Source organism: Streptomyces sp. T028 (assembly GCF_048159505.1).
In the GTDB taxonomy this organism is placed as follows: Bacteria; Actinomycetota; Actinomycetes; order Streptomycetales; family Streptomycetaceae; genus Streptomyces.
This window is the reverse complement of the sequence record NZ_JBLRVZ010000003.1, coordinates 134,081-147,221: the sequence shown is the minus strand read 5'-3', so window position 1 is coordinate 147,221 and position 13,141 is coordinate 134,081. Positions and strand designations below refer to the sequence as shown.

Sequence of the window (13,141 nt, the reverse complement as noted above, 5' to 3'; positions counted from 1 at the left end):
AACCGGTCGGCGGTGTCCTGCCGGGGGTCTTGGTAGAAAGAGCCGCCACAGGCCTGGACCTCGGGTGCCGGCCGTCGTCCGCGCTCGGAAGGATCCCGTCGTGTCCCTCGCCCACATCTCCCAGCTGCACGGCCTGCCCGTGCACGTCTTCCCGCAGGCCGGCGCCGGGCAACAGCCGCTGCCGGAGGCCGGGACGGTCGCCTGGAAGCTGGTGAGCGGCCTGCGTACCGACGAGGAGGACTTCGACGAGTACTGGCAGCGCTTCCTGGACACCGTGGACCTGGCGGGGGTGCGCGCCCTGGTCCTCGGCGGCGGCGCCTACGGCGGTGACCTGGACGGCTGCGACCCCGGGGAGACGGCGGAGCTGCTCGCCGGAGCCGCCGACCGGCTGACCGGTCTTCAGGCCCTCTATCTCGCCGACCTCATGTTCGAGGAGTCGGAGCTGTCCTGGATCGTCCAGGGTGACGTCAGCCCGATCCTCCAGGCCTATCCCCGGCTGCGGGAGCTGGCGGTACGCGGTTCGACCGACGGCTTCGGCGACGGTCCGGGCCTGGAGTTCAAGCCGATCAGCCATGACGGGCTGCGTGTCCTGCGCTTCGAGAACGGCGGGCTGCCCGCGCACGTGCTGCACGGGCTCGCCGCCTCGGAGCTGCCCGCCCTGGAGCACCTGGACATCTGGCTGGGCGCCGAGTGGTACGGCCGTAGCGCGACCGTCGAGGACCTGGCGCCGTTCCTGGACGGCTCAGGACTGCCCGCGCTGCGCCGGCTGGGCCTTCAGAACGCCGACATCCAGGACGAGGTGGCCGCCGCCGTCGCCTCGGCCCCGGTGGTGGCCCGGCTGACCGCCCTGCACCTGGGCCGCGGCACCCTCACGGACGACGGGGCCGAGGCGCTGCTGACCGGTCAGCCGCTGACGCATCTGAAGGAACTGGACCTGCACCACCACTATCTGTCCGACGAGATGGCGGAACGGGTGCGGCAGACGCTGGAGCCGCACGGGGTGAAGGTCGACGTGTCCGAAAAGGTGGAGCTGGAGGAGGACGAGAGCCGGTACGTGGCCGCCGGCGAGTGAGCCCACCGCCGGCGGCCGCCCGGCCCGGCCGGCTCAGTCGACGACCACCAGCAGGTCGCCGCCCTCCACCTGCTGGATCCGGTTGATGGCGAGCCTGCTCACGCGTCCGGCCTTGGGCGCGGTGATGGTGGCCTCCATCTTCATCGCCTCGATGGTGGCGACGGTGGCCCCGGCCGCGACCTGGTCGCCCTCGGCGACGGCGAGCGTCACCACGCCCGCGAACGGGGCGGCGACATGGCCGGGGTTGGCGCGGTCGGCCTTCTCGGTGACCGGGATGTCGGAGGCCGCCGCCCGGTCGCGGACCTGGATGGGCCGCAGCTGGCCGTTGAGGGTCGACATCACCGTGCGCAGTCCGCGCTCGTCGGCCTCGCCGACCGCCTGGAGCTCGATCAGCAGCCGGACGCCGGGTTCCAGGTCGACGGAGTACTCCTTGCCTGGGCGCAGCCCGTAGAAGAAGTCCTTGCTGTCCAGGACGCTGGTGTCGCCGAACGCCTGGCGGTGTGCCTCGAACTCGCGGGTCGGAGCCGGGAACAGCAGCTGGTTGAGGGTGGCTCGGCGGTTCTTCTCCAGGCCGTCGCGGTCCTCGGCGGTGAGGTCCTTGACCGGCTTGGCGTCGGCGCGGCCTTCGAGGGCCTTGCTGCGGAAGGGCTCGGGCCAGCCGCCGGGCGGGGTGCCGAGCTCGCCGCGCAGGAACCCGATGACCGAGTCGGGGATGTCGTAGCGGTTCGGGGCCGCCTCGAAGTCCGCCGGGGAGACCCCGGCGCCGACCAGGTGCAGTGCGAGGTCGCCGACCACCTTGGAGGAGGGGGTGACCTTGACCAGGTGACCGAGGATGCGGTCGGCGGCGGCGTACATCGCCTCGATGTCCTCGAAGCGGTCGCCGAGGCCGAGCGCGACGGCCTGGGTGCGCAGGTTGGAGAGCTGGCCGCCGGGGATCTCGTGGTGGTAGACGCGCCCGGTGGGGGAGGCGAGGCCCGCCTCGAACGGGGCGTAGATGCGGCGGACGCTCTCCCAGTACGGCTCCAGGTCGCCGACGGCCTGGAGGTCGAGGCCGGTGGGGCGCCCGGAGTGGTCGGTGGCGGCGACGATCGCCGACAGCGAGGGCTGGGAGGTCGTACCGGCCATGGAGGCCACCGCGCCGTCGACGGCGTCCGCGCCCGCCTGGATCGCGGCGAGGTAGGTGGCGAGCTGGCCGCCCGCGGTGTCGTGGGTGTGCAGGTGCACCGGCAGGTCGAACTCACGGCGCAGCGCGGAGACCAGCGTGGCGGCGGCGGGGGCGCGCAGCAGGCCCGCCATGTCCTTGACGGCCAGGACGTGGGCGCCGGCCTCGACGATCTGCTCGGCGAGCCGCAGGTAGTAGTCGAGGGTGTAGAGGCGCTCGTTCGGGTCGGACAGGTCGGAGGTGTAGCAGAGGGCGACCTCGGCGACCGCGGTGCCCGTCTCGCGTACGGCGTCGATGGCGGGGCGCATCTGGCCGACGTCGTTGAGGGCGTCGAAGATGCGGAAGATGTCGATGCCGGTGGCGGCGGCCTCCTGCACGAAGGCGTCGGTGACCTCGGTCGGGTACGGGGTGTAGCCGACGGTGTTGCGGCCGCGCAGCAGCATCTGCAGACAGATGTTGGGCACGGTCTCGCGCAGGGCGGCCAGCCGCTCCCAGGGATCCTCGGCGAGGAACCGCAGGGCCACGTCGTAGGTGGCGCCGCCCCAGCATTCCAGGGAGAGCAGGTTCGGCAGGGTGCGGGCGACCAGCGGGGCGGAGGCGAGGAGGTCCTTGGTGCGTACCCGGGTGGCCAGCAGCGACTGGTGGGCGTCGCGGAAGGTGGTGTCGGTGACGCCGATGGTCGGGGACTCGCGCAGCCGGCGGGCGAAGCCGTCGGGGCCGAGCCGGACCAGCCGCTGCCGGGAACCGGCCGGCGGCTCACCGGCGGGCAGCGGGGGCAGCTTGGTGGTCGGCTCGATCAGCTCGGGCCGCTCGCCGTGCGGCTTGTTGACGGTGACGTCGGCGAGGTAGGTGAGCAGCTTGGTGCCGCGGTCGGCGGAGGAGCGGGCCGTCAGCAGGTGCGGGCGCTCCTCGATGAACGAGGTGGTGACCCGCCCCGCCTGGAAGTCGGCGTCGTCAAGGACGGCCTGGAGGAACGGGATGTTGGTGGCCACGCCGCGGATGCGGAACTCGGCGACGGCACGCCGGGCGCGCCGGATGGCGGCCTCGAGGTCCCGGCCCCGGCAGGTGAGCTTCACCAGCATGGAGTCGAAGTGGGCGCTGATCTCCGTACCGGCGTGGGTGGTTCCGCCGTCGAGACGGATGCCGGAGCCGCCCGGGGAGCGGTAGGCGCTGATGCGGCCGGTGTCGGGGCGGAAGCCGTTGGCGGGGTCCTCGGTGGTGATACGGCACTGCAGGGCCGCGCCGCGCAGGGTGACCGTGTCCTGGGAGAGGCCGAGTTCGGCGAGGGTCTCGCCGGAGGCGATGCGCAGCTGGGCCTGGACGAGGTCGACGTCGGTGACCTCCTCGGTGACCGTGTGCTCGACCTGGATGCGGGGGTTCATCTCGATGAAGACGTGGTTGCCTTCTCGGTCGAGGAGGAACTCGACGGTGCCCGCGTTGCGGTAGCCGATCTGCTGGGCGAAGCGGACGGCGTCGGCGCAGATCCGCTCGCGCAGCTCCGGGTCCAGGTTGGGCGCGGGGGCCAGCTCGATGACCTTCTGGTGGCGACGCTGGAGGGAGCAGTCGCGCTCGAAGAGATGGATGACGTTGCCCTCGCCGTCGGCGAGGATCTGCACCTCGATGTGGCGGGGGTCGACGACGGCCTTCTCCAGGAAGACGGTCGGGTCGCCGAACGCGGACGCCGCCTCGCGGGAGGCCGCCTCGATGGACTCGCGCAGCGCGGCCGGGTCCTCGACCCGGCGCATACCGCGCCCGCCGCCGCCCGCGACCGCCTTCACGAAGACGGGGAAGCCGATCTCCTCGGCGGCCCGGACCAGTTCGTCGACGTCCGTGGAGGGCGCGGAGGAGCCGAGGACGGGGACGCCCGCCGCGCGGGCCGCGGCCACGGCGCTGGCCTTGTTGCCCGTCAGCGTCAGGGTGTGCGCGTCGGGGCCGACGAAGGTGATGCCCGCCTCCTCGCAGGCGCGCGCGAGTTCGGGGTTCTCGGAGAGGAACCCGTAGCCCGGGTAGACGGCGTCGGCGCCCGCGCGGCGGGCGGCGCCCACGATCTCCTCCACTGAGAGGTAGGCGCGCACCGGATGCCCGGGTTCGCCGATCTCGTAGGCTTCGTCGGCCTTCAGCCGGTGAAGTGAGTTGCGGTCCTCGTGCGGGAAGACGGCGACCGTGCGCGCGCCCAGCTCATAGCCGGCGCGGAACGCACGGATCGCGATCTCACCACGGTTGGCGACCAGCACCTTGCGGAACATCCTGGACCCCTTCGGCCTGCCGTTGACGGGACCCATGGTGTCGGTCACCGACCGTGTTCGCCATGTGAGTCGGGCCACTCATCGGCATGTCTCGCCCAATGAGACGTGTTCCGCACAGCGAGTCAGGTGGCGGTGGCCTCGGCGGCGGCCCGGCCCGCCTGGCGTCCGGAGAACAGACAGCCGCCGAGGAAGGTGCCCTCCAGGGAGCGGTAGCCGTGGATCCCGCCGCCGCCGAAGCCGGCGACCTCTCCGGCCGCGTACAGCCCGGGCACGGGGTTGCCGGAGGCGTCCAGGACCCGGCCGGAGAGGTCGGTCTGGAGGCCGCCGAGGGTCTTGCGGGTGAGGACGTTGAGGCGTACGGCGATCAGCGGTCCGGCGCTCGAGTCCAGGATCCGGTGGACGGACGCCGTACGGCTGAGGGTGTCGCCGGGGTAGTTGAGGGCGTTGCGGATGCCCATGACCTGGACGTCCTTGGTGTACGGGTTGTCGATCTCGCGGTCGCGGGCCTCGATCTGCCGCTTGAGGTCGGCGTAGTCGATGAGGTTGTCGCCGGTCAGCTTGTTCATCCCGGTGACGAGGTCGGCGAGCGAGGTGGCGACGACGAAGTCCTCGCCGTTTTTCTTGAACTTCTCGATCGGCTCGGGGGTCTGCCAGATGCGGGACAGCAACTGCCAGACGTTCTTGTTGGTGAGGTCCGGGTTCTGTTCGGAACCGGAGAGCGCGAACTCCTTGGCGATGATCTTCTGGGTGGTGACGAACCAGGAGTAGTCGTAGCCGGAGGCGGTGATGGTCCGCAGGGTGTGCAGGGTGTCGTAGCCCGGGATGTCGGGTGTGTCGAAGCGTTTGCCGGTCGCGTCGAACCACATCGAGGAGGGGCCGGGCAGGATGCGGATGCCGTGGCCGGGCCAGATCGGGTCGTAGTTCCTCAGGCCCTCCGTGTAGTGCCACATGCGGTCCGGGTTGACGATCCGGCCGCCCGCCTTCTCGGTGATGGCGAGCATACGGCCGTCGACGTGCGCGGGGACGCCGGTGACCATGTACGTCGGCGGGGTGCCCATCCGGGCGGGCCAGTTCTGGCGGACCAGGTCGTGGTTGGCTCCGATGCCGCCGGAGGTGACGACGACGACCGGCGCGCGCAGTTCGAAGTCGCCGGTCACCGTGCGGGAGCTGGGCTTGCCGCGGGCCACGTCGCTGGGCTCCAGGACCGCGCCGCGCACCCCGGTGACGACTCCGCCGGTGGTGACGATCTCGTCCACGCGGTGGCGGAACTTGAAGGTGACCTTGGACGCGTCGACCGCTGCCCGCACCTTCTTCTCGAAGGGCTCGATCACGGCCGGTCCGGTGCCCCAGGTGACATGGAAGCGGGGCACGGAGTTGCCGTGTCCGGTCGCGAGGCCGCCGCCGCGCTCGGCCCAGCCGACGATCGGGAACCACTGCACGCCGAGCCCGGACAGCCAGGACCGCTTCTCGCCGGAGGCGAACTCGACGTACGCCTTGGCCCATTGGTAGGCCCAGTAGTCCTGGCCCGTGGGGTCGTCGACGCCCCGGTCGAAGCCGGCCGTGCCCTGCCAGTCCTGCCAGGCCAGGTCGTAGGTGTCCTTGACGCCCATCAGACGCTGTTCGTCGGAGTTGACGAAGAACAGTCCGCCGAAGGACCAGAAGGCCTGGCCGCCGAGGCTCGCCTCGGGTTCCTGGTCGAGGAGGAGCACCTTGCGTCCGGCGGCGGCGAGTTCGGCGGTGGCGACCAGTCCGGCGAGCCCGTGGCCCACGACGATGGCGTCCGCGTCCTGCGACTCGGCGGCGAAGGCCGGGAAGGCGTGGGCGGCGAGGGTCGCGCCCGCGACGACCCCGCCGGCCACGGTGAGGGCACGGCGGCGGGTGATTCCGGCGACTTCGGGGGTGTCCATGAGCGGCCCTCCTGGAGGCGTCACTGGGGGCAGTAGGTGGGGGCGTGGTACGTGGGGGGTACGTGGTGGGGCGGTACTTGAGGCGGTACTCGAAGCCGTACTTGGGCGGTGCTTGGGAAAGCCTTGGTCGGTCCACTGGGTGGCGCGAGAAGGGGTGCGCCGGGGACGGCTGCACTGTTACCGTCGGTAGCCCAACAGGAAACCAGGTCGTCACAGCGGTGCGGTAGTGCGTGGGCGCCAACGTGACAAGCGCTTGCTTGTGGCCCGCAGACAGCGGCCGGGCGGAGAGGGGACCATGGCGGTCGTGCGCGGATCGGAACCGGTCTCGGCGGTGCTGCGCGGCATGGCCGACGACCCGGACGTGTACGGCGAGCTCGCGCGCGCGGCCCGCAGCCGCTCCCCCGAGCTGTCCCGGCTGACGGAGGAGGCGACCCGGTCGCATGTGACGGCGGTGCTGCGGGCGGCGGCCCCCTGGTTCACGGCACCCGAGCAGGCCGGGCCGGTCGACGAGCAGGACTTCACGGCCGCCCTGCTGCTGGGCGCCGACCGGGCCGTGCAGGGTGTGCCGATGACGGTCGTGCTGCGGGGCGTACAGGCGGCGCTGGCGCGGGTGGCCGAGATCGTCGTGGACCGCTGCCGCTCGGCGGGTGTGCCGGACCGGGCCCTGCTGTCGCTGGTGCTGCGGCTGCAGGAGTACGGCGCCGCGGTGGAACGGCAGGTGATCCACGGCTATCGCGCCGCCGAGCACGACGCGCCGCGCGCGCTGGGTGCCGTACGCACCCGGCTACTGCACCAGGCCCTGCTCGGTGACGTCGCGCCACGGGAGGAGGAGCTGGCGCGGGCGGGAATCCGGGCGGACACCGAAGGGCGTTACCACTGTCTGGTCGCCGCGCCCGCGCGCGCCCGGGCGGTGCGGTCGGCGCATGTGGTGACCGTGCCGCTCGACGGCCGCACGGCGGGCCTCGGCCCGCGTCCACCGGAGCCCGGGGAGGTCGCGCCGGAGGCGTTGGTGGTGGTCGCGCCCTCCGCCGCCCTGCCCGAACTGCCGGGACTGTACCGGCTGTTGGTGCGCGCCGTGGACCTCGGTCGGCAGCAGGGTCTGCACGGCCTGTACGACGTGACGGACTTCGCCGGCCGGATCGCTCTCGCCGAACAGCCCTACCTGGGTGTGCTGTTGAGCCGACGGCTCCTCCAAGGCCTGGATCCGGCGGACTCCTTCCACCGCCAACTCGCCCTCACCGCACTGGCGTTCCTGGACAACGGGCGCCGGATCGACCAGACCGCGGCTGCCTTGTTCACCCACCCCAACACCGTCCGCTACCGCCTCGGCCGGCTCCGCCAGATCACCTCCGCCTCACTCACCGACGGTGACGGCGGCCCGCTCGCCGCGCTGCACTGGTGGTGGGCTCTCACCGCGTGGCTGGAGTCGGCAACACACCACTGAACAGGCGGGCTTGGCATCCGGCGCCTTTTTGTTCGACCTGTCGGACATTGTTCGAGAAGTCTTGACGCGACCCGGTACACCGTTTGACACTCTCGCAACATCACGTCACACGGCTGAAACGGGCGGTCCCCTATGACGCATAGAAAACGCTTCCGCTTCCGTGCGAGACGCGGGGCGGGCCGACTGGCCGCACTGACCGCCGTATCGCTCCTCATGGGTCTCACCACGACGGCCGCCCCGGCACAGGCCGCGGACGAGATCACCGACGGACTCGCCCTCTGGTACAAGCTCGACGGCGCCTCCGGCACGACGACCGTGCCCGACGCCTCCGGCCATGGCCTGGACGGCACCCTCAACGGCACCGCCGACTGGTCCGGTCAGGGGCTCGCCTTCAACGGCTCGGACACCTACGTCAAGGTGCCGAACGACGTGATGAAGGGGCTGACGTCGATCAGCGTCGCGTTCGACGTGAAGATCGACGCCGCGCAGACCACCCCGTACTTCCTCTACGGCTTCGGCAACACCAGCAGCGGCACCGGCAACGGCTACCTCTTCGCCACCGGCAACTCCCTGCGCACCTCGATCGCCACCGGCAACTGGTCGACGGAGCAGACCACCAAGCCCTCCGACTCGCGCAATCTGACCCGCTCGGTGTGGAAGAACGTCACCTACACCCAGACGGGCACCACCGGTGTCCTGTACGAGGACGGCGTCGAGGTCGCCCGCAACACCTCGGTGACCATCACCCCGGGCGCGATCGGCTCCGGCACGACCACCGCCAACTACGTCGGCAAGTCGGTCTACTCGGGCGACAAGCTGTTCAAGGGCAGCATGCGCGACTTCCGGGTGTACGATCGCGCCCTGGCCGCGTCCGAGGTCGAGCAGCTCTCGCTCCCCGTCGCCACCCAGGGCGTCGAGGACGACAAGACGGCTCTCGACCTGGGCGACACGAGCGCGGTCACCGCCGATCTGACGCTCCCCAGGACCGGTTCGGCCGGCGGCTCCACCATCACCTGGGCCAGTGACAACACCGACGTGGTGACGGACGCGGGCAAGGTGACCCGCCCCACCGCCGGTCAGCCCGACGGACACGCCACGCTCACCGCGACCCTGAAGAAGGGCACGGTCACCGCCACCAAGTCCTTCGACGTCACGGTCCTCGCGGCGTTCGACGACCAGACCGCGACCGAACAGGCCGCCGAGGCGCTGACCGTCCACAACCTCGACGACGCGCGCGGCAACCTCACCCTGCCGTCCTCCGGCACGTACGGCACGGACGTCACCTGGTCGTCCGCCGACCCGGACGTCGTCTCGGCCGACGGCGTGGTCCACCGCCCCGCGCACGGCGCGGGCGCCACCACGGTCGACCTGACGGCGACGGTCACCAAGGGCGACGCGAAGACGACCCGGGTGTTCACCGCGAAGGTCCCCGAACTCCCCGAGAAGGAAGCCCTCAAGGGCTACATGTTCAGCTACTTCACCGGCGAGGGCACCGCGAACGGCGAGCAGCTCTACGCCGCGCTCAGCAAGGGCAACGACCCGCTGCACTGGCGTGAGCTGAACGACGGCGAGCCCGTGCTGACCTCGACGCTCGGCGAGCAGGGCCTGCGCGACCCGTTCATCATCCGCTCCCCCGAGGGCGACAAGTTCTACCAGATCGCCACCGACCTGAGGATCTACGGCAACGGCGACTGGGACGCCGCCCAGCGCACCGGCAGCAAGTCCATCATGGTCTGGGAGTCCACCGACCTCGTGCACTGGACGAACCAGCGCCTGGTGAAGGTCTCCCCCGACAGCGCCGGCAACACCTGGGCGCCCGAGGCGTACTACGACAGCGACCTCGGCGAGTACGTGGTGTTCTGGGCGTCGAAGCTGTACGACAACGAGGCGCACTCCGGTGACACCTACAACCGGATGATGTACGCCACCACCCGTGACTTCTACACCTTCAGCGAGCCGAAGGTCTGGATCGACCGCGGCTACTCGGTCATCGACTCCACGGTCATCCAGCACGACGGCACCTACTTCCGCCTCTCCAAGGACGAGCGGAACAACACCTCCTCCACGCCCAACAGCAAGTTCATCTTCGAGGAGAAGAGCGACTCGCTGCTGAACCTGTCCTGGGACGCGGTCGCCGAGGGCATCGGCAAGGGCGCGATGAGCGCGGCCGAGGGCCCGCTGGTGTTCAAGTCGAACACCGCGGACAAGTGGTACGCGTTCCTCGACGAGTTCGGCGGCCGCGGCTACATCCCGTTCGAGACCACCGACCTCGCCTCCGGGAACTGGACGCCGGTCGCCGACTACGACCTGCCCTCGCGGCCCCGCCACGGCACCGTCCTGCCGGTCACCCAGGCCGAGTACGACCGGCTGCTGACCGCCTACCAGCCCGACCAGCTCGTCACCGGCGTCGAGGACGTCTCGGTGAAGACGCGGATCGGCGAGGCGCCGGTGCTGCCCGCGACCGTGATCGCCACCTACGCCGACGGCATCGAGCGGCCCGTGGCGGTGAGCTGGGAGGACGTCCCGGAGTCGGCGTACGCGCAGGCCGGTGAGTTCACGGTGACGGGCAGCCTGCCCGACGGCGCCGCGATCCCCGTGCAGGCGAAGGTGACGGTCTCCGAGGAGGGCGCCGACGTGCCCGCCGACCTGCTGCTGCACTACGGCTTCGACGAGACGTCCGGCAACATCGCCGTCGACTCCAGCGGCCACGGCTACCACGGCACGTACGCCCGTACGCCCGCCTTCGGCACCGGCGTGGACGGCGGATCGTTCAGCATGTCCGGCGCGAGCGACTCGCCGTATGTGAAGATCCCGAACGGCGTCCTGAAGAACGCCGACAGCGTGACCGTCTCCACGTACGCGAAGTGGAAGGGCGGCAGCAACTGGCAGTGGCTGTTCGGACTGGGTCCGGACAGCAACAAGTACCTCTTCGCCAGCCCCTCCAACGGCTCCTCGAAGCTGTACTCGGCCATCACCAAGGCCAGCTGGTCGGCGGAGTCGAAGCTGACGGCGGGCTCGCAGCTCACCGCCGGCGAGTGGCGGCACGTGACCGTCACCCTCGACGACTCGACCGACACGATGATCCTGTACGTGGACGGTGTCGAGGCGGCCCGGGCGACCGGCGTCACCGTCATGCCGTCCGAGCTGTACGACGCCGACAAGGACTACAGCGGCTACATCGGCCGCTCCCTGTACGCGGCCGACCCCTACTTCGGCGGTGAGGTCGACGACTTCCGGATCTACGACCGCGCGCTCTCGGCCACCGAGGTGATGGAGCTCAGCGGCAACACCACGGGCATCGCGCGCGCCACCCACCCGGCGCTCAAGGTCGACGCCCTGATCGACAACGCGAAGAGCCGCATCACCCTGCCCCTCAGCGAGGGCACCGACCTCACCGCGCTCGCACCGGAGTTCACCCTCGCCCACGGCGCGGCGATCAGCCCCGCCTCGGGCAGTGTGCAGGACTTCACCGAGCCCGTGACGTACGAGGTGACCGGCTCCGACGGCAAGAAGCGCACCTGGACGGTCTCGGCGCTGGAGATGAAGAGCCCGGTGCTGCCGGGGCTCAACGCCGACCCGAACATCGTCCGCTTCGGCGACACCTTCTACATGTATCCGACGACCGACGGCTTCGCCGGCTGGAGCGGTACGCAGTTCAAGGCGTACTCCTCGACCGACCTGGTGCACTGGACGGACCACGGCGTCATCCTCGACCTCGGTCCCGACGTGAGCTGGGCGGACAGCAGGGCCTGGGCGCCGACGACGGCCGAGAAGGACGGCAAGTACTACTTCTACTTCTGCGCCGACGCGAACATCGGCGTCGCCGTCTCCGACTCGCCCACGGGTCCCTTCACGGACGCGCTCGGCCAGCCGCTGCTCAAGGCGGGCCGGCTGAGCGGCCAGATGATCGACCCGGCCGTGTTCACCGACGACGACGGGAAGTCGTACCTCTACTGGGGCAACGGCCACGCGTACGTGGCGCCGCTGAACGACGACATGACCTCGATCGACACCGCGCAGATCAAGGACATCACCCCGAGCGGCTACAACGAGGGCTCCTTCGTGGTGAAGCGCAAGGGCACCTACTACTTCATGTGGTCGGAGAACGACACCCGCGACGAGAACTACCGCGTCGCCTACGCCACCGGCTCCTCCCCCACCGGCCCCTGGACCAAGCGGGGCGTGATCCTGGAGAAGGACGCCTCCCAGGGCATCCTGGGCACCGGACACCACTCGGTCGTCCACGTGCCGGGCACGGACGACTGGTACATCGCCTACCACCGCTTCGCGATCCCCGGCGGTGACGGCACCCACCGTGAGACCACCATCGACACGATGGAGTTCGACGCGGACGGCCTGATCGAGAAGGTCGTGCCCACGCTGACCAGCATCGACCCGGTCAGCATCGTGCACGCCGGGCCGGACGCCGAGGGCACGGAGGGCGACGCGATCGCCCTGAACGGCACGCTCTCCGGGGCGGGAAGCCCGAAGTGGACGGTCGAGGAGGACGCGCCCTGCACGGTCGCCGACCCGGCTGCCGCCCGGACCACGGTCACCTGCGCCGACAACGGCACGTTCACCCTCACCCTGACCGGCGGGCGCAGCACCGACACGGCCGTCGTGACGGTGAGGAACGCGGCCCCGGCGGTCACCTCCGCCACCGGCCCGACGGGCCCGGTCCCGGCCGGCCGCCGTACGGCCGTCACGGCCTCCTTCACCGACCCGGGCACCGCCGACACCCACACCTGCGCCATCGACTGGAAGGACGGCACCGACCCGGCCGCCGGCACGGTCACCGCGACCGGCTGCCGCGCCGAGCACACCTACACCTCGGCGGGCATCCGCCGGCCGGTGGTCACGGTGACGGACGACGACGGCGCGTCGGACAGCAGGACGCTGCCCGAGCTGATCGTGTACGACCGCACGGCGGGTCCGGTGGCCGGCACGGGTGTCGTCGGCACCCAGGGCTTCTTCACCCTCGCCGCCGGCTACCTCCCGCAGGCGGTCACCCCGGTCGGCCTGGTCACCTTCGACTCCGTCCCGGCCCGGGTGAAGTTCCGCTCCACCGGCCTGGACTGGCTCGTCGTGACCGGCTCCCAGGCCGTCCTCGAGGGCTCGGGCACGGTCGACGGCAAGAAGGGCTACGGCTTCCGGGTCACGGCCACGGACGATCCCGACACGTTCGCCATCCGGATCTGGAAGAAGTCCGACGGCACGGTCGTCCTCGACACGGGGGCGGGGGTGAAGCCCGGCACCGTGACGATCGGCACGCACCGCCGCTAGTACCGGGTTAAGGTCGTGGGCCCCCTG

Annotated in this window: 5 protein-coding genes; 3 read left to right on the top strand and 2 right to left on the bottom strand. The window is 70.9% G+C overall.

Features of this window, described 5'->3' with window-relative positions; translation table 11 throughout:
- Positions 1-100: 100 nt before the first annotated feature.
- Positions 101-1,072, top strand: a complete 972-nt coding sequence (locus tag ACLZN2_RS03235) for an STM4015 family protein (RefSeq protein ID WP_416976787.1) — start codon at positions 101-103, stop codon at positions 1,070-1,072.
- A 33-nt stretch (positions 1,073-1,105) separates the two neighbouring features.
- On the opposite strand, the gene ACLZN2_RS03230 is transcribed toward ACLZN2_RS03235, so the two are convergent.
- Both ACLZN2_RS03230 and ACLZN2_RS03225 read right to left on the bottom strand, forming a co-directional pair.
- Positions 1,106-4,480 carry a pyruvate carboxylase gene (locus tag ACLZN2_RS03230; RefSeq protein ID WP_416976786.1) on the bottom strand — a complete coding sequence of 1,125 codons (3,375 nt, stop codon included), beginning with the start codon at positions 4,478-4,480 and terminating at the stop codon, positions 1,106-1,108.
- Between the two features lie 122 nt (positions 4,481-4,602).
- Positions 4,603-6,387, bottom strand: coding sequence for an FAD-binding dehydrogenase (locus ACLZN2_RS03225; protein WP_416976785.1), 1,785 nt, complete (start codon positions 6,385-6,387; stop codon positions 4,603-4,605).
- 295 nt (positions 6,388-6,682) lie between these two features.
- Here ACLZN2_RS03225 and ACLZN2_RS03220 point away from each other — a divergent pair, with 295 nt between their 5' ends.
- The gene (locus tag ACLZN2_RS03220) at positions 6,683-7,831 is read left to right on the top strand and encodes a helix-turn-helix domain-containing protein (protein WP_416976784.1); all 1,149 of its coding nucleotides are present in this window, start codon (positions 6,683-6,685) and stop codon (positions 7,829-7,831) included.
- Between the two features lie 132 nt (positions 7,832-7,963).
- Positions 7,964-13,114 (top strand): family 43 glycosylhydrolase, encoded by a 5,151-nt coding sequence (locus tag ACLZN2_RS03215; protein WP_416976783.1) that lies wholly within the window; start codon positions 7,964-7,966, stop codon positions 13,112-13,114.
- Positions 13,115-13,141: the final 27 nt, after the last annotated feature.

Bases quoted from the DNA above. Each gene is read 5' to 3' on its own strand.
- ACLZN2_RS03215 (WP_416976783.1), top strand. From the start codon at position 7,964: ATGACGCATAGAAAACGCTTCCGCTTCCGTGCGAGACGCGGGGCGGGC.
- ACLZN2_RS03225 (WP_416976785.1), bottom strand. From the start codon at position 6,387: ATGGACACCCCCGAAGTCGCCGGAATCACCCGCCGCCGTGCCCTCACC.
- ACLZN2_RS03220 (WP_416976784.1), top strand. From the start codon at position 6,683: ATGGCGGTCGTGCGCGGATCGGAACCGGTCTCGGCGGTGCTGCGCGGC.
- ACLZN2_RS03230 (WP_416976786.1), bottom strand. From the start codon at position 4,480: ATGTTCCGCAAGGTGCTGGTCGCCAACCGTGGTGAGATCGCGATCCGT.